A 15,691-nucleotide genomic window follows, 5' to 3' on the forward strand; every position below is an offset into this window, starting at 1 on the left:
AGTCAGCCTGCGCCGCGTCTATGAATCCGATCAGGCGGAGACGATCGGCTTGTCGTTCAGACGGTCGCCAGACTCGATGTCAAAGGCGTGCACGTGGCCAGCCGTTGCCGCCAGGGTGACGGTCTCGCCGGCGTTCGGGTGGTTGCGGCCATCGACGCGAGCGACGAGCTCGGCGCGCTTGCCGTTGATGTCTGCGTGACCGTACAGGTAGCCGTCAGCACCGAGTTCCTCGACGAGGTCGACAGTAACCGAGATGCCCTTGCCGTCTGCAGGACCCACGACGATGTCTTCAGGGCGTACACCGACGGTGACCTGCGAGCCGTGGGCACGGCCGACCGTGTCGCGGTCCAGCGGAACAACCTCGGTGCCGAAGCGGATGCCACCCTCTGCGAGGTCGGCGGGGAAGAGGTTCATAGCGGGCGAGCCGATGAAGCCGGCGACGAACAGGTTGTTCGGCTTCTCGTACAGGTCGCGTGGCGAACCAACCTGCTGCAGCAGTCCGTCCTTGAGGACGGCGATGCGGTCACCCATGGTGAGAGCTTCGGTCTGGTCGTGTGTGACGTAGACGGTCGTAACGCCGAGGCGGCGCTGCAGACCAGCGATCTGGGTACGCGTCTGCACGCGGAGCTTTGCGTCGAGGTTCGACAGCGGCTCGTCCATGAGGAAGACCTGCGGCTGACGAACGATCGCGCGGCCCATGGCGACACGCTGACGCTGACCACCGGAGAGAGCCTTCGGCTTGCGAGTCAGGTAGTCCTCAAGGTCGAGGAGCTTGGCGGCTTCGAGAACACGCGATGCGCGGTCTTCCTTGCCGACGCCGGCGATCTTGAGAGCGAAGCCCATGTTCTCGGCGACGGTCATGTGCGGGTAAAGCGCGTAGTTCTGGAAGACCATCGCGATGTCGCGGTCTTTCGGTGGAACATCGGTGACGTCGCGGTCACCGATAAGGATGCGCCCTGCGTTGACCTCTTCAAGGCCAGCGAGCATGCGGAGGGACGTCGACTTTCCGCAACCGGAAGGACCGACGAGAACGAGGAACTCTCCGTCACCGACCTCGAGGTTGAGCTTGTCAACAGCCGCGCGGGTTCCACCTGGATACAGGCGAGTGGCCTCGTCGAAAGTTACAGATGCCATGGTCATTTCTCCTTCACCGGCAGGTACGTGCCGGACGGTCCTTCGTGATGAAGCGGTGGTATGAGTCACCGTGACCCGCCATCGGGTCGGAATCAGTATGACATGGAAGGCGGCACCTGGGTATTTCTCAGCCTCACTCGTTAGCATCGAACTCGGCCGCGCACAGCGGCGATCGTCGGTGAGCGGCGGTCGGGGCCAACCCGGACCCCCGGAGACTTTCAAGAGGAACGATGTCGAGCGACGAAACGCCGAACGTCCCCACCCCTCGCAATTCACGTGAGGCCGTGCGGGAGAAAGCACAGCAAGTGCACGCCCAGCAGTCCAGGGCGCGACTGATGCGACGCATCATTATCGGAGCCGTTGCGGTGGCTGCCGTCGGTGCGATTGGTGTCGCTGTAACCGTCGCGGTATCGGCCCAGGTATCCAAGCCGCGGCTGACTCCGACGGGAATGGAGTCAGACGGCGTTGTCGTCACCGAGATCTCCACGGTCGCCTCCTCCGAGGAGACGCCAGCAGCTGAGGAAGACGAATCAGCGGAGGCGGGCGAGACCGAAACTCCTACGCCGGAGCCAACGGACTCTAACAAGGTCGAGATCCACGTGTATGTGGATTACCTCTCGCCCGATGCAGGCACGTTCGAGCGTGCGAACGCCCGCCAGTTCGCTGGCTGGATTAATGAAGGCGCTGTGACGGTGAGCTACCACCCCGTGGCGCTGCTTACCGCGAGTTCAAACGGCACGAAGTACTCGCAACGGTCTGCGGCAGCTGCGGCGTGCGTTGCCACTCACGCGCCTGACAAGTTCTACGCGTTCAACCATGATCTCCTCAACGATCAGCCAGAGGTCGGTAGCGATGGGTTCTCCGACGAGGAGCTGGCCGATCTTGCTGGCGCTGTAGGGGCGGAGAACACCGAGGTGGTCCGATCCTGCATCGAAGAAGGCGACTTTGTCGGTTGGGCAAAGGAAGCAACGACTCGTGCGCTGGAGGGTCCGCTTGCGGGCTCTGACGACCTCGTGTTGACGTCGACCCCCATGGTGGTCGCGAATGGTGAAGCATACGTCGGCGCTCTCGATGATCCGGCCGAGTTTTCACAATTTGTATTGAGCGTCGCAAGCGATGCGTCCCGTGAAACAGCGACTCCGACGCCGAGTGCGTCGTCTACACCCACCCCTTAGGTCAAAAAGGGGTCGATGTCATCGGTAAGCTGGTGATGTCAGCCGACTTGGCGCAATTGGTAGCGCACCGTACTTGTAATACGGGGGTTGCAGGTTCGAGTCCTGTAGTCGGCACAAGAAATCCCAGTTCAGACGTAAGAAAACCGCCCCGGTTCCGTTTCGGAATCGGGGCGGTTCTTTGTTTACTCATGGTTTTCAGACGAACAACTTCGACAGAACAAGTCCGCAGCAGGCCCGCGGTGCACCTCGTCGGCGTAGTGCTTCAATGTCTTGCGCTCCGACTCGTGACCGAGCTGATTCTTCGCCGCCTCGACGCCGAGCTCATCGCGCAGCACGGTCGCCACCGGGCGTCAGGACGACTGCGGGAGCAGGCTGCGCAGCTTGTCTTCGGTGTGTGCGGCATCGAGCTGACCAGATGCCCAAAGGACAAGCACCTCCTGCAGGGCATGGGTCATATGCAATGTGCCGGGCTCACCGCCACCCGTTGCGGTGGGCGTAGGAAGAGCTTCGGAGAGCAGCCCGCTGATGTGCTGGCGCTCGTGAGGCGGTACTTCCAGCAGAAGACGCGTCGCAGCTCGCTGCCGCTCCGCGTACGTGCTCCGAAGAACTTCGGTGTTGATGCTGATCACAGCCATTGCCATACCAGCGTTGACGGCGAGGAGTTCCACGATCGCGTCGCGAAGCCGATCGGCGGAAAGTTGCTCCTGACGGCGTTGAGCCGCTCGAGCTTCGCGAATCCACGGAATCACAGCGGATCCAGCGAGCGCGATCACAGCTCCGAGTACAACTGCCCATCCGGAATCCATGCCCGCACTCTACCGGGGCGTTGGTCGATGCTACTCAGCGCGAAGAGACTGACCATCCTTCATTGGGTAGTCGACATCGCGAATCAGTGCCTCGACGATGTTCGCCAGCTGGTCCACAACTCCGAAGAGTTCCTGGGTGTATTCGTCAGCCTTAGTGAGACGGGAGTAGTCGCTCAACGAGCGCAACTCCGCCTGTACTGCATGGATCGCTTCTTCGAGGTTCTTGTGTGCCATCCACGCACTCTAATGGGGGAGAACCGATGAGCGCCACGCCCGGATATGCACATCCCGAGGTGCCGTGGAACGGACTTACCGTCACAGATCTTTTCTGCGGCGCAGGTGGATCGTCGAGCGGCCTAGTCGCCGCGGGCTATGCTCTACGTGGACTCGCCCTACGTGCACTCAACCCGACGCGGGGCCCGGTACGCCCACGAGATGACCGAATCCGACCATCGGGACATGGCCGCATCACTCCGCGAGTGCTCGGCTGCAGTGATGCTCTCGGGGTATTCGTCTTCGCTCTACGAAGCGCTCTTCGGCGATTGGCACCAGGTCCAGATCAGCGCACGCTCAGACAACGCTCTGGATCGCGACGTGATCGAAGTCGTGTGGTCGAATCGTCCGCTCGGTGACTTCCTCTGGCACGGGGATGTGATCGCATGACCAAGCCGACAGAAGAGACCCGCCGGGGCGTCTACACCCGTGACGGTTACCGCTGTGTGATGTGCGGTGCGCTCGAGCTGACCTTCCAGCACCGCCGTGCGGTGGGCGCAGGCGGTTCGAAGAACATCCCGACGACTGTCGACGGCCTCAGCCTCTGCATAATCTGCAACGGCGCGTGCGAGGCGGAGCTGCAGATGAAGGCGCTCGCGAACAGGTGGAAGGTCCGCCGCTGGGTGACGTGCCCTGAGCGGGTGCCTGTCTACTTTCCGCACGATTTCGCCTGGTATCGCCTTGAGGGCCTGAACCGGATCCGCATCTCTCCCGCCGTGGCGATGGAGATGGGCTGCTCGGTCTACGGCGACCAGTGGATGCAATGGCGGCTTCGCGCGATCGCGGGTGTCGCATGAAGCGTCCGACGATCGGCACGGTCTACGCCGTGTACTGGCTTGCCAAGCAGGTGCTGAAGGTCGGCATCATGTGGCGCGACTCTCGCATCTGTCAGATGGTCGACCCTGGCGGCGAGGTGCTGATGATTATGCGCGACAGCCCTGCCGGGTGGGAGCCGTATGCGCTCCGCGAGCTCGCGAAGACCTGGCCGCGCGCCTTCGCCACCGCCGACGAATCCGAGATCATCCTGCGCCGCGGCCGTGGGTACACCGAGTGCTACCGAGTTCCGCTCAACGAACTCCCGGCAGCAGTAGACGCAATTCTGAGGGGCACGATCCGCCATGACGCTGAGCAGACCACGAACGTTGACGGTCGAGGCGTTCCGGCAGATCCGACGGTTCCCGCCGGCGCTGAGAGCGACCGCCGAGGGGCTTCGGATGCATGCCGACGACCACGGCCGCGGCCGTGGTCGAGTTGAGGCAGATCCTCGCCGACGTGTATCCGGAGCAGTCCGACGTGACCGAGTCCGTACTGCTGGATCACCTGCTCGAGCTGGCCGAAGCGGAAGTGCTCACGCTCTACGAGGACCGTGGTGCCTCCCTGTACGTGTTCACGCACTGGGGTCGCATCGACCGGCCGACGAAGTCCGAGCTTCCGGAGCCTCCGCCATTCGCGAGGCGCTCGCGAGAGCCTCGCGAGTCACTCCTGGCGGGGGAGAGAGGGAGCGAGCGGGAGAGCGAGAGCGAGGGTGCGTGGGAGGGCGAGCGTGCGGGCGAGGGCGAGACTCCGTCGGCCCGCATGTCGCGAGAAGTGCTCCCACCGAACCCGTTCTGCGCAGACCATTCCGGGGGAGTGCTGGAACCCTGCATCGCCTGCCAGAACGCACGGCTCCGCAACAAGCACTTCCTGGACATCCGCCGCTGGGACATGAGACAGGGAGAGGGATGGAGCGATGAGCCCTTCTGACGCGCTCCTCGACTTCATCGACCTGACCACGGCCCAGTTCACGAGAGACCGCAGCTTCCGGCTCCGGTTGCTCGCGGAGGCCGACGAGACACCACGAGAGACCGCATACAGGATCCGCCGCGAATCAATGACCGCAGCTCAAAGGAGGACAGCATCATGAACCGTTCTGAGGGCCACGACACATGCAAGTGGTGCCACGGGAAGCTGTCACTCATAGTGTCCCGTGACCCGGATGAGGAGGTCGACTGCGTCTGCACCGACCAGCCGGAAGAGACGGACGCCGACCTCGTGGATGCCTTCGCCAAGAGCGTCGGTATCGAGCTGATGCCGTGGCAGCGCGATGTCGCGGTGCGTGCGCTCTCGGGCGAGCCGATCACGCTCGTCGGAGGCCGCCGCTCGGGGATGACGACGGCCAGGCGGACTGCAGAGGGAGTTCGACATGGCTGAGCGCTACTGCGTCTGCGGATGCGCGGTGAAGGGTGAGCATTGGGCGGCCTGCCCGGACTTCGGCCGCGAGGATGGATCGTGCCGAGGGTGCGTGCAGATCGAAGCGCGCGATGGGATGCTGCTCTGCGAGCGGTGCTACCGGGCGCTGCGACGTCACCTCGAGGATGCCGCGGATCTCGTCGGCCATCTTCGCTCGATCGCGGACCCGACGAAGGCGACGCCGTACGACCGCATCCGCGTCGACTCGTCCCGCCCTGAGATGCCCGCGCCGGTGGCCGCCGATCTGATCGACGCCTCCGACGACATCGTCCGCACGATGCGAGCGTGGGCGCTGTATGTCCAGTTCGGCGAGGGGCACCCGTGGCGTGCTGAAGGGCTCCAGGCAGGCATCGACGCAGCATCCGCCTGGGATGACGTCAACGGGTGTGCCGAGGTGATCCTCCTCGACCTCGACCATCTCGCGAAGGACTCTCATCAGATCGGGTCGCTCTGCGAGGGAGTGCTCGACGTGCACCGCGGAGAGCCGGAGCGGTGGAGCATCGCGGATGCCGCTTCGCGCTACTCGCTCGACGATCAGCCACGCTGGGCGAACGCGCCGTGCCCGGACTGCAACCTCATGGCGGTGCACATCCAGCCTGGTCGCAACCGCCGCCCGAGTCGCTATCGCTGCTCGACGCTCGGCTGCGGATGGGAAGCGAACTCGCTCGATGACGGCGGTCTGTGGGCGTCCGTGTTCGCTGAGCCGGTCCCGGTCGAGGTTCGACCGCATGACCCGCGGTGGCTGACCCTCGCGGATGCTGCACGCCTCGTCGAGCGCACCACAGGAACGGTACGCAACTGGGTGACGCAGAACCTCCTCACCCCGCAGATGGGCAGGTACTGGCAAGACGAAGCTCTCGCCGTCGCAGCACAGAAGAGGGGAGAGGCGGCATGAGTACCTGGCTGACTCTCACGGAGGCCGCGAAACGCATCCAGGGCGATGCGGCGCTCGCATCTGCTGAGCGCCGCATCCGCCGGTGGGTGGAGTCCGGTGACCTGAAGCCGCTCGCCGGCCGATTCCGTGCCGCGGACGTCCTCGCCACCGAGAAAAAGATGCGGTCGCGTCGCGGCCGCCCACGCAAGCATGCACAGATTGGGAATTAACCAATGGCCATTTTCACTCAGAGGGAACTAGCCCGACCGACGAATGCTGGTGGCTCGGAGTGCAACTCTCGCCAATGGAGCAGGGCGGGTAGGACGTGCCGACGGCTGTACCCTCATAAGCATGACGAACTGGGCGGTGCCCGAGCATTCTCGCACGCAGGTTAGGCGCGCTGGCGGGGTTATCGGTCGAGGGGAGAGCGACGCTGCGGAAATCGAAGAGGCGCGGGCGAAGCTCAGCAACTATCGTAGCGCGCACGGTTATCCGCTGCTGTCCGTAGCCATGCATGTTCGGGACAAGGCGATTGCGATCGCGCCTGATGCGGTGGTTGCGCGCCGGCTGAAGCGACTTCCAACGATCCTCGACAAGCTCACCCGTCAACCGCATATGAACGTCACGACGATGCAGGATCTCGGCGGATGCAGAGTCATTGTCGCGGGCGTCGGCGAGGTATATGCGATCGTCGAAGCGCTCCAGTCGGCAAGGCCTCGAACGAAGATCATACGTAGCAAGGACTACATCGCGGAGCCGCAGCAGACCGGTTATCGCGGTGTGCACCTGGTCTATGAGTACGGCGCGATCAAAATGGCGTATCGCGGGCTGAAGATCGAAGTTCAGGTGCGGTCAGAGCTACAGCATGCTTGGGCAACTGCCGTCGAAACGATGGACTTGTTCTCCGGGAGCCGCCTGAAGTACAACGAGGCCGAGCCTGCCTTGCTGCGCTACTTCGCGGTCGTCGGCTCACTCATGGCGGCTCGGGAGGACACGCCCCCGGTTGTCGGTGCGGAAGGCAGCGTCGCCGAGCTGCGAGCCGAACTGATCGAGCTGGAACGCCGACACGGCGTCACGCACCTCCTCGGTGGGTACAGTGCTGTCGTCACTCACCTCACCGCTCTCCCCAAGTCTGACCGGCGTAAGACGATGGTGCTCAAGCTCTGGCGGAACATTCGGCAGATCGGTGTATCTGTGTTCGAGACCCAGGCGGAGGCCGAAGGGCATCTTGCTCTGATCGAGGCCGTGAACGATGACAACGTTGACGCTGTTCTGATCTCGGTCAGTAGGGTGGGGCAGATCCAATCGGCCTATCCGAACTACTTCGCCAACACCGATGCGTTTGTCGTATTCGTGCTGGAAGAGATAGCCGCTGTTTGAGCGCTGCGACGTCAGTTGCCGCCGCTACTCTGACAACATGACGACTCGCTCTCTGATCCCAAACCCGCCCATCTCAACCGCTATCCAGCGCACAGGCTCCAACGATGTTGAGGTCCTCCAGTTCATTCAGGACCGCGGCATCACCGCACCGCAGTTCTTCCCGAACGGCGGAGAGCCCGACATGATCGGCAACGGCGACGAGCCAATCTGGTTCACGCTCGTCGTTCATGTCGATCAGTGGGTTGTAGCTACCCCTGCCGGAGGCGGCGTGTTCACCTTCCAGAGTATGGACACCGTCGAACTCGAACAGCGCTACAACGACCTGTACACGGGCTAGCAGGTCTGGCGGAGGCGGGTCCGGCAGCGGCCCCGTCGCCGCCGTGCCGCACCTGACGGCAAAACATGTCAAACGTGTCCACATGGTGTGTTAAGCTGTGCTTGCACCTGAACTATGACCAAAGTCCTGCCGATCCGGCGGGGCTTTCGTCGTTTCTGAGTGGTCTCCGCTTGTCTATAGGCAGGGCGCGGTCCGGCACGAGAGGTCGAGGTTGGAGTCCTAGAGCCAGAGGGACCACACGCTCGCGACGGTGGACAGCACGATCCCAGCGCCAGCGATGAGGAACCCTCGGAGCACGGGTCCACGCCCGAGCCCGTGGGTCGCGAACGCGTCCAAGGCGTCGTATCCAGTCCCGGACCTCATCACGATCCGGAGCACACTGGCGGCACCGAACAGTGTGAGCAAAGCTCCGAGGACGTAGAGGCAAGTGAGAACGATCTCCATGCCGGAACGATACCGGGCGACTTGCCGTGATGCGCGGCGGGGCACAGACTCCACCAGGGGCACCGTGTCAGACGTCATCCACTCTCGTGCGTACAAGGAGCTGCGGTCGACGCTCAAGGCCGAGTGGCGGGCGCGCAACACCCCGTGCGCGCTGTGCGGTCAGGCGGACATCGAGTGCGACGGTCCACGCAACACATCGAACAGCTTCGAGCTCGATCACAAGATCAGCCGGAAGCGGTGCCTCGCCATGGGGAAGCCTGAGTTGCTCCTCGATCCGACGAACTGTCAGCCATCGCACACGCGATGCAACCGGTCAAAGCAGGCCGGCGAAGCGAAGCCAACGATGGGCGAGACCAGCGAGGACTTCTGACCATGGACAACATGCGCAAGATCGCGATCACCGACGGCCCGCTGAAGGGCAAGACCGTCGAGGTGAACGTCAACGAGCCCACGTTCACCACGCACGCCGGGAACGGTCGCTACGAGGTGACGAAGGACGGCGCGTCCTGGCACCGCAGGCAGGCTGCCACGAGCACGGAGACAGCCGCACCGAAGGCCCCGCGCAAGCCTGCACGCAAGGCCGCAGCGAAGCCGCCGGCGCCCACCTCGGTCGTCGCTCCCGTCGAGCAGCCCGCGTCGAAGGCCGAGTGATGATCGACGCACGGGATCACATCGGCGTGCCGACCATCACCGACTGCCCTCACATCGCGAAGCACGAGGGCGTGACGTACGAGGTGTGGGCAGACATCGGGATGCTGCGTGAGGGAGATCTGAGCTTCACTGTGCAGGCTGACCCGTTCGCTGACGACTTCGCGCGCATGTGGAGCGCGTACATGCCGCCACTCGTGACAGATCGAGTAACGATGACCTTTGCTCCTGCATAGGGGTAGGGGCGTCTCAATCTCTACAGACTGACGACCGAGGCCACTTCTCCGGCAGTCACACGAGGACGTCCAAGCCGGGCGACTCGAGACCGGCGAAGTTCGCGCCGATGTGCGTGGACTTCGGAAGGACATCGGTCGACTGACCGACGCGATCAAACAGAAGAAGGAGAACTCATGAAAGCCCTGTTCGATTCCCTTGTCCGAACCTACGTACCCTGGCTCGCTGGTGTCGTCATTGGCTGGCTGGTCAGCCTCGGCATCCCCCTGGATCCCGAGGTCGAAGTGCAGGTCACGCTCGCTCTCATGGGCGGGGCGTCACTGCTCTGGTACTTCCTAGCCCGAGTGTTCGAGCTCTACGTGTCGCCGAAACTCGGCTGGCTCCTCGGCCTCCCTATGCAACCGACCTACGATACCGATCCCGGTCGGCGGGCGTGACGGCTCCTGTTCTCTCGCACGCATGAAGGTGCCCCCACCCGTCTCAAGCAGACGGGCGGGGGCATTTTTAGTTGGTTTCGCTACTCCGCGGTCAGGTCAGGGGCGGCAGCCCGGTGGTGGTGCGCCGCGTGTTGACTAGCGCGCGGAAGCCGTCCCACTCTGCCTGCGTCACGTTCTCGGGAGCCCCCCACAACTTGAACTCGCGCTGGGCTGCCCCCAAGCTAAGCGGCTGGAACGTGAACTCGCCGACGAGAGCGCGCCGACGCAGGTGCGGCTCGTCGCTGTCGACGCCGTTGATGTTGTAGATGGTGCGCATGAGGATGTCCTTTGGTGCGGGGGCTTCTGGAGGTGTGTTCGTCCCGGCGAGGGGTGCGCCGTTGATGAATGGGTCTGGATCCAGCGCAACACCGTTGCGGTGGATCTCGATGTGTAGGTGAGAGCCGTAGGAGTTGCCGGTGTTGCCAACTTGTCCTATGACGTCGCCTCGCGACACGTTGCCAAGAGGAGCACGGGTTCCCGGGATCATGTGCGCGTAGATGCTGCGATAGCCGTCTGCATGCTGAATCCAGACGCTTTCGCCGTATGCGCCGTTAGTGCCACTTACGTCGCTGATGATGACGGTGCCTGAGGCCACTGCGTGGATCGGCGTTCCGTGGCCCGGAACGTAGTCGATGCCAGCGTGACCGTTCGGGTACTGGCCGGTGAATCCGCGGGAGCGCGCGGAACGCTGGGCGAACGGGTAGCCCCAGATCACTGCGGCGGAGGCGCTCGCGGGCTGAAGCAGTTCAGCTCCGATGGCAGATGCTGATAGGGCGACGGTCGCGCCGAGCATGAAGCCTCGGCGCGAAATGCCTCTCTCGGCCGGTGGTTCGCCGGGAGGTTCTCGGAGTATGGGTGGGGTCATACCTACACCGTATTGACTGGCCGCCATCGGCCGCTGTCCCCTTTTCGGCCTACAGGCTCGGCAGGAGGCTTGTGATATGCGAGCGACTCCTTTGTGCGAGATCGGTCTTGCTGGACAGGAGCGGCCCCGCCTTCACCGGAAGAACCAGGTCGGCGGACAGCGGGGCCGCCTGCCCAACCTAGGAGACGTCGTCGGCGAGGGCCACGGCGTTTCCCCAGACCCAACACCGAAACGTCTGGTCTCCGGCACGGAACTCGATCCCAGCGGCGAGGCGCGTTGATCGTACGAGCTTCGCGTCAACGCGCACCGCCTCAGGTCCGAACCTCACCCACGCGCGGACGTGCCTAGGCCGCGGGTAGATCGTCATCGGCTGCTCGCGCACGCCCATCTCACGGTCGGTGAGCGACTGCAGGTGGCCGTGCTTCGCGGCTTCCAGGATCGATCGTTCGCGTGACTGCTTGTCCCGGAACTCGGAGAGCATCGACCCAGGGTTACCCATAGCCGGCGAGTCCTCCCTCCGGCCGAGAAGGGTCAATTCTACGTCGCGACCTTCGACGTCGGAAAGGCGGAAGATCCATGGTTTAGTCGTGGTTTTGGATCTGTACATGCGTGTACGTGGTTGTACCGATTCCGCGAGAACCTGCGGACGGTGCACGTAAGTACACCCATGAACAGGGCATCTTTCAAACGGGGGTTGCAGGTTCGAGTCCTGTAGTCGGCACAAGAAGTCTTAGATTCGCAACAGAAATGTCCCGAGGCGGGAGACGCTCCGGGGCATTTCTTTGTTTACTCTCAACATCCGCGGCGTGCGTCAGGGCTGACCCGTCTGCTCCGGTACGTCGAGAACTTCGTCTACGAGGCTGATCCCGCCCGTCGAGCTGGCGGAGTGCATGAGGCTCTGAATCCATTGCGCGTTGATCTGCGGAGCTTCGGGATCGTCGAACGTAAAGCGCAGCGGGATCGAGGGGTGTAACCAGATAGTTGAGCGCCCGTCGCTATCGCCTTCCGGATGCTGCCAGGAGAGGGTGAAGCTCTCGTTCCGACGAAGCTTCGTCGCGATGACGACTTTCAGGTGCGCGAGTGCGCGGTCTTCGATGTGGATCTCGTCGCCATTGCCGTACTGGATCGTTCCCATCCCAGAACAATAGCCGTCGACGCGATGGTCTCGCTGATCGCGTTCAGGAATGCGCGGGGCTTCGCTGATTGTTGTCATCGTCATGACTCGTATTGGTACCAGTGATCTTGACGTTCTTCCGCTCTCGCTGGGCGGCAATGTGTTCGGCTGGACAGCCGACCGTGAAACTTCTTTTGCAGTGCTTGACGCTTTCTTGGAGGGCGGCGGTGATTTCATCGACACCGCCGATGTCTACAGTGCCTGGGCGCCGGGAAACAACGGCGGCGAAAGCGAGACAATCATCGGCCAGTGGTTGGCCTCGCGTAAGCCCTCTGGCGTCGTTGTCGCGACCAAGGTGAGCCAGCATCCTGATTTCTCCGGCCTCGGAGCGGCGAATGTACGAAAGGCCGCTGAAGCCTCACTCGAACGCCTGGGCGTCGATGAACTCGATCTCTACTACGCGCATTTCGATGACGAGAGCGTCCCATTGGAGGAGACCGTCGCTGCGTTCGGACAACTGGTCGCAGACGGACTCGTACGACACGTCGCAGTCTCTAACTACTCGGCGGCTCGCATCCGTGAATGGATCGAAGCCGCTGATCGGCTCGGTGTACCTCGACCGGTGGCAGTGCAGCCCCACTACAACCTCGTGCACCGTCAAGAAGTCGAAGACACCATCATTCCGGTCGCCGACGAATTCGAGCTCGGACTTATCCCGTACTACTCCTTGGCAAGCGGCTTCCTGACGGGGAAGTACCGTTCGACGAGCGCTGAAAACCACGACTCGCCACGAGCAACAGGCGCGGCCAAGTATGCAACCGAGGCCGGGTTGCAGATCATCGACGCGCTGGAAGACGTGGGGGCTGCTCACGGGGCATCGATCGCCTCGACCGCACTCGCGTGGTTGCGGGCGCAAGCAACCGTCGTCGCACCAATCGCGAGCGCACGCACTGTCGCGCAAGTGCCCGACCTTTTGGAAGGCGCGCGCCTAGAGCTGTCGTTGGAAGAGGTGGCGCTGCTCAATCGCGTATCGGAGTGGGCCCCGGCTGCGGGCTAGTCGGACTCGAGCTGCCCCTCGCGGGTGCACGCAGAAGCCGCAGTGACTCGTCCGTTCGGATCGAGTCACTGCGGCTTCAGTGTGATGCCAGCTGCTCTGCTTCTACGCGTCGCGCGTACGCAGCACGCCCCAGGCAGCGAGGAGGCCTGCGGCGACCCAGCATGCCAAGGTCAGATAGGCGACCGAAGGCTCAAGGGTTGCCCACTCACCCGGCGAGATTGCGTTAGATGCAGCGGAGGCCGGCAGGTAGTTGAAGAGGTCGACCAGCCAGGCCCAGCTCTCACCAGCGAATGTGAGGAAGCCAGACACCGTCGGCAGAACAAACAAGATACCTACGGTCGCGGCGATCGCTCCGGCACCGGAGCGCAGAATGAACCCGAAGGCCACGCCCAGGAGCGCGAACACTGACATTGACAGGCACGTCACCAGGATCGGAAGGATGGATGCTTCCGGATCGGCCCAGTCGATGCTCAGATCCGGCGCTACCATCAGCGTCACAACTCCGGCAGCGAGCGCGAAGATCACCAGCGATGCGAGGAACAAGAACACCGCAAGCACGACCGCCTTCGCGGCGAGTACCGATCCGCGCACAGGGTTCGCTGCGAGGGTCGAACGGATCATCCCGGTGGAGTACTCGCCGGTGACGGAGATCGCGCCGATGATGCCAGCGAGCAACATCGTGAACTGAACGGGGGAGACGACGGCCTCGATGGGGCCGAAGCCCGCCTCTGCCCCTCCGAGATCGCGGACCGCGAGCGCGAAGAGTGCCGCCATGCCGACCGTCAAGAACGCAGCGATTCCGATTGACCACCACGTGGATCGAACGGTGGTGAGCTTGATCCACTCGCCGCGCAGAGCGCGCACGAAGGTCAGTCGTTGGCCGCTATCAGCACGCGGCTGCGCGGGGGCAGTGGTCTGAGTCGTCGTCATGAGTGCTCCTTGGTGCTGCGGTACTCAACAGAGTCGCCGGTGAGTGCGAGGTAGGCGTCTTCCAGTGATCCGGTCGTCGGGGTGAGTTCGCGCAACGGAATGCCGCGCTCGGCCGCGATGTCGCTGATGCGGTCGGCAGAAATCCCCGCGATGTCGAGCAGTTCAGGAGCGGAGCTTTCTACCTCGACTCCAGGCCCAGCAACGGCGGCTGCGAGGTCGGCGGCTCGAGGCGTGCGGACCCGTACGGTGTTCCGCGTCCAAGCGCGCACAAGATCGGGGAGCGCAGCGTCTGCCAGAACCTTGCCGCGGCCCATCACGATAACGTGGTCGGCGGTCTGAGACATCTCGCTCATCAGGTGGCTGGAGAGCAGAACGGTGCGCCCCTCCGAGGCGGCGTACCGCACAAATTCACGCACCCAGCGCACGCCTTCCGGGTCGAGTCCGTTTACCGGCTCGTCGAGAATGAGCGTGTGCGGATTGCCGAGCAGCGCAGACGCGATGCCGAGACGCTGTCCCATGCCTAGTGAGAACTTACCGGCGCGCTTGCGAGCTACGGAGGTGATACCAGCGAGGTCGATCACCTCATCGACGCGGGAGTTGGGGATGCCATGGGTTGCCGCCATTGCGCGAAGGTGGTTGCGGGCCGTTCGACCGGTGTGCACAGCCCTTGCCTCAAGCAGCACCCCGACTTCGGTGAGTGGTGCGCGGAGCTTCTTGTACTCGCGCCCAGCGACCGTAGCCCGACCGGAAGTCGGGCGGTCAAGCCCAACGATCATCCGCATCGTGGTGGATTTACCGGCGCCGTTCGGTCCGAGGAAGCCCGTAACGGTCCCCGGCTCGACGGTGAATGACACGTCATCAACCGCTGTCTTGTCTCCGAACCTCTTGGTGAGGCCTTCTGCTGTGATCATGCGACCAACGCTACGGATCGCTGGCAAGAAGCGCGTCCTCCCCAAGTACACATCTCAGGGGGAGATATCCGTCTTGCGATGGATGTTGATGTTCACTTCCGGGGAGCGGCGCTGACTCGTGTCGCCATCTGCTCAGAGACGTGGATGGCCTCGTCGACAATCTCTCTCCCCGCCGGCGCGGTCAACCAGTCTCGGCTGAACGATGCGGGGACGAGGAGCGGCATACGATCGTGAAGCTCAACGAGATGTGCGGGAGCCGGACGCATCACAATCGAAAAGCACGTAAACCAGTTGCCATCCGCAGTGCGACCCTGCTGGGTGACCGCAGCCATACCGAACAGTGCTCCGTCGTCGACCACGAATTCGTTCCACTGTCTGGACGGCTTCTGCATCTCGTACCAGCTCGTCGCCGGCACGATCGCGCGGTTGCGCGCGGCGCCAGGCCGTTCACGTAGCCTCTCGGAACGGGTATTGATGGAGGGGAACTTCGCAGGCTCGCCATCTACCAGAAACCCCCACCAGGCAGGCTCCAGCAGCGGGGCGGCATCTGGCTGAACGACAAGCGGATTGAGGTTTCGGCGGTGCTTTCCGGTCGGACGAAGAGTTTCACCCGCATTCTCCGTCGCCCACGCCCTCAGACCGTCTAGCACCGCGTCATCGGCAGCTGCAAGAAGGTCTGCATCTGTGAACCGGGGATCGAGGCCGTAACTCGCGCACATGCCGCCAGCGTAGCTCCCACCGCCGACACCGGCGACTGAGGAGAGTTAGCTGCTCGGATAAGGTCTACTGGTGTCAGATTCTCGC

26 protein-coding genes and 1 tRNA gene are annotated in these 15,691 nt (G+C 63.3%); 17 read left to right on the top strand and 10 right to left on the bottom strand.

What is annotated here, in order from left to right; all coding sequences use genetic code 11:
- Positions 1–30: 30 nt before the first annotated feature.
- On the bottom strand, positions 31–1,134 hold the full coding sequence (gene ugpC, locus AB0O87_RS06135) for a sn-glycerol-3-phosphate ABC transporter ATP-binding protein UgpC (protein ID WP_363512671.1): 1,104 nt from the start codon (positions 1,132–1,134) through the stop codon (positions 31–33).
- Between the two features lie 230 nt (positions 1,135–1,364).
- Between ugpC and AB0O87_RS06140 the strand changes: the two genes are divergently transcribed.
- Together AB0O87_RS06140 and AB0O87_RS06145 are read left to right on the top strand one after the other, a co-directional pair.
- Positions 1,365–2,309: a thioredoxin domain-containing protein gene (locus AB0O87_RS06140; RefSeq protein WP_363512673.1), complete on the top strand. Its 945-nt coding sequence runs from the start codon at positions 1,365–1,367 to the stop codon at positions 2,307–2,309.
- Positions 2,310–2,350: 41 nt separating this feature from the next.
- A tRNA-Thr gene (locus tag AB0O87_RS06145) sits at positions 2,351–2,423 on the top strand.
- 236 nt (positions 2,424–2,659) lie between these two features.
- Here AB0O87_RS06145 and AB0O87_RS06150 read toward each other — a convergent pair.
- Both AB0O87_RS06150 and AB0O87_RS06155 read right to left on the bottom strand, forming a co-directional pair.
- Positions 2,660–3,115 (bottom strand): hypothetical protein, encoded by a 456-nt coding sequence (locus AB0O87_RS06150; RefSeq protein WP_363512675.1) that lies wholly within the window; start codon positions 3,113–3,115, stop codon positions 2,660–2,662.
- 30 nt (positions 3,116–3,145) lie between these two features.
- Positions 3,146–3,349: a hypothetical protein gene (locus tag AB0O87_RS06155; protein ID WP_363512677.1), complete on the bottom strand. Its 204-nt coding sequence runs from the start codon at positions 3,347–3,349 to the stop codon at positions 3,146–3,148.
- 225 nt (positions 3,350–3,574) lie between these two features.
- Here AB0O87_RS06155 and AB0O87_RS06160 point away from each other — a divergent pair, with 225 nt between their 5' ends.
- From AB0O87_RS06160 to AB0O87_RS06205, 10 genes are all read left to right on the top strand, one after another.
- Positions 3,575–3,778 (top strand): hypothetical protein, encoded by a 204-nt coding sequence (locus AB0O87_RS06160; protein ID WP_363512678.1) that lies wholly within the window; start codon positions 3,575–3,577, stop codon positions 3,776–3,778.
- Complete coding sequence (locus AB0O87_RS06165) at positions 3,775–4,185, top strand: hypothetical protein (RefSeq protein WP_363512680.1); 411 nt, start codon at positions 3,775–3,777, stop codon at positions 4,183–4,185. Before AB0O87_RS06160 ends, AB0O87_RS06165 begins: the two co-directional genes overlap by 4 nt.
- Positions 4,182–4,643: a hypothetical protein gene (locus AB0O87_RS06170; RefSeq protein ID WP_363512682.1), complete on the top strand. Its 462-nt coding sequence runs from the start codon at positions 4,182–4,184 to the stop codon at positions 4,641–4,643. The genes AB0O87_RS06165 and AB0O87_RS06170 overlap by 4 nt, the downstream gene beginning before the upstream one ends.
- Entirely contained in the window at positions 4,607–5,131 is a 525-nt protein-coding gene (locus AB0O87_RS06175; protein WP_363512683.1) for a hypothetical protein, read from the top strand. Before AB0O87_RS06170 ends, AB0O87_RS06175 begins: the two co-directional genes overlap by 37 nt.
- Positions 5,118–5,291, top strand: coding sequence for a hypothetical protein (locus tag AB0O87_RS06180; protein ID WP_363512685.1), 174 nt, complete (start codon positions 5,118–5,120; stop codon positions 5,289–5,291). Before AB0O87_RS06175 ends, AB0O87_RS06180 begins: the two co-directional genes overlap by 14 nt.
- On the top strand, positions 5,288–5,578 hold the full coding sequence (locus AB0O87_RS06185) for a hypothetical protein (protein ID WP_363512687.1): 291 nt from the start codon (positions 5,288–5,290) through the stop codon (positions 5,576–5,578). The genes AB0O87_RS06180 and AB0O87_RS06185 overlap by 4 nt, the downstream gene beginning before the upstream one ends.
- The gene (locus tag AB0O87_RS06190) at positions 5,571–6,512 is read left to right on the top strand and encodes a hypothetical protein (protein WP_363512689.1); all 942 of its coding nucleotides are present in this window, start codon (positions 5,571–5,573) and stop codon (positions 6,510–6,512) included. The genes AB0O87_RS06185 and AB0O87_RS06190 overlap by 8 nt, the downstream gene beginning before the upstream one ends.
- Positions 6,509–6,721, top strand: a complete 213-nt coding sequence (locus AB0O87_RS06195) for a hypothetical protein (RefSeq protein WP_105675547.1) — start codon at positions 6,509–6,511, stop codon at positions 6,719–6,721. Before AB0O87_RS06190 ends, AB0O87_RS06195 begins: the two co-directional genes overlap by 4 nt.
- 121 nt (positions 6,722–6,842) lie before the next feature.
- On the top strand, positions 6,843–7,871 hold the full coding sequence (locus AB0O87_RS06200) for a RelA/SpoT domain-containing protein (protein WP_363512691.1): 1,029 nt from the start codon (positions 6,843–6,845) through the stop codon (positions 7,869–7,871).
- Positions 7,872–7,908: 37 nt separating this feature from the next.
- Positions 7,909–8,208, top strand: a complete 300-nt coding sequence (locus AB0O87_RS06205; RefSeq protein ID WP_363512693.1) for a hypothetical protein — start codon at positions 7,909–7,911, stop codon at positions 8,206–8,208.
- Between the two features lie 219 nt (positions 8,209–8,427).
- Here AB0O87_RS06205 and AB0O87_RS06210 read toward each other — a convergent pair whose 3' ends face one another.
- Complete coding sequence (locus AB0O87_RS06210) at positions 8,428–8,730, bottom strand: hypothetical protein (protein ID WP_363512969.1); 303 nt, start codon at positions 8,728–8,730, stop codon at positions 8,428–8,430.
- Between AB0O87_RS06210 and AB0O87_RS06215 the strand changes: the two genes are divergently transcribed.
- The 4 genes from AB0O87_RS06215 to AB0O87_RS06230 all read left to right on the top strand — a co-directional run bounded on the left by AB0O87_RS06215 (position 8,651) and on the right by AB0O87_RS06230 (position 9,971).
- Positions 8,651–9,022: an HNH endonuclease signature motif containing protein gene (locus AB0O87_RS06215; protein WP_363512695.1), complete on the top strand. Its 372-nt coding sequence runs from the start codon at positions 8,651–8,653 to the stop codon at positions 9,020–9,022. The genes AB0O87_RS06210 and AB0O87_RS06215 overlap by 80 nt on opposite strands.
- The gene (locus AB0O87_RS06220) at positions 8,956–9,303 is read left to right on the top strand and encodes a hypothetical protein (RefSeq protein WP_363512972.1); all 348 of its coding nucleotides are present in this window, start codon (positions 8,956–8,958) and stop codon (positions 9,301–9,303) included. Before AB0O87_RS06215 ends, AB0O87_RS06220 begins: the two co-directional genes overlap by 67 nt.
- Positions 9,303–9,536: a hypothetical protein gene (locus AB0O87_RS06225; protein WP_363512697.1), complete on the top strand. Its 234-nt coding sequence runs from the start codon at positions 9,303–9,305 to the stop codon at positions 9,534–9,536. Before AB0O87_RS06220 ends, AB0O87_RS06225 begins: the two co-directional genes overlap by 1 nt.
- A 174-nt stretch (positions 9,537–9,710) precedes the next feature.
- A complete protein-coding gene (locus AB0O87_RS06230; protein ID WP_363512699.1) occupies positions 9,711–9,971 on the top strand; it encodes a hypothetical protein in 261 nt (86 codons plus the stop codon).
- 91 nt (positions 9,972–10,062) lie between these two features.
- On the opposite strand, the gene AB0O87_RS06235 is transcribed toward AB0O87_RS06230, so the two are convergent.
- From AB0O87_RS06235 to AB0O87_RS06245, 3 genes are all read right to left on the bottom strand, one after another.
- Entirely contained in the window at positions 10,063–10,875 is an 813-nt protein-coding gene (locus AB0O87_RS06235; protein ID WP_363512701.1) for a M23 family metallopeptidase, read from the bottom strand.
- Positions 10,876–11,053: 178 nt separating this feature from the next.
- On the bottom strand, positions 11,054–11,356 hold the full coding sequence (locus AB0O87_RS06240) for a hypothetical protein (protein WP_363512703.1): 303 nt from the start codon (positions 11,354–11,356) through the stop codon (positions 11,054–11,056).
- 330 nt (positions 11,357–11,686) lie between these two features.
- Positions 11,687–12,010, bottom strand: coding sequence for a hypothetical protein (locus tag AB0O87_RS06245; RefSeq protein ID WP_363512960.1), 324 nt, complete (start codon positions 12,008–12,010; stop codon positions 11,687–11,689).
- A gap of 82 nt (positions 12,011–12,092) precedes the next feature.
- On the opposite strand from AB0O87_RS06245, the gene AB0O87_RS06250 reads away from it, so the two are divergent.
- Positions 12,093–13,046: an aldo/keto reductase gene (locus AB0O87_RS06250; protein WP_363512705.1), complete on the top strand. Its 954-nt coding sequence runs from the start codon at positions 12,093–12,095 to the stop codon at positions 13,044–13,046.
- A 102-nt stretch (positions 13,047–13,148) separates the two neighbouring features.
- Here the strand turns inward: AB0O87_RS06250 and AB0O87_RS06255 are convergent, their stop codons facing one another.
- From AB0O87_RS06255 to AB0O87_RS06265, 3 genes are all read right to left on the bottom strand, one after another.
- A complete protein-coding gene (locus tag AB0O87_RS06255) occupies positions 13,149–13,976 on the bottom strand; it encodes an ABC transporter permease (RefSeq protein ID WP_363512707.1) in 828 nt (275 codons plus the stop codon).
- Positions 13,973–14,887 (bottom strand): ABC transporter ATP-binding protein, encoded by a 915-nt coding sequence (locus AB0O87_RS06260; protein ID WP_363512710.1) that lies wholly within the window; start codon positions 14,885–14,887, stop codon positions 13,973–13,975. The genes AB0O87_RS06255 and AB0O87_RS06260 overlap by 4 nt, the downstream gene beginning before the upstream one ends.
- Before the next feature lie 92 nt (positions 14,888–14,979).
- Positions 14,980–15,606: an SOS response-associated peptidase family protein gene (locus AB0O87_RS06265; RefSeq protein ID WP_363512713.1), complete on the bottom strand. Its 627-nt coding sequence runs from the start codon at positions 15,604–15,606 to the stop codon at positions 14,980–14,982.
- Positions 15,607–15,691 lie beyond the last annotated feature (85 nt).

The sequence above is a fragment of the Microbacterium sp. NPDC076768 genome (genome assembly GCF_040687205.1).
Lineage (GTDB): Bacteria > Actinomycetota > Actinomycetes > Actinomycetales > Microbacteriaceae > Microbacterium.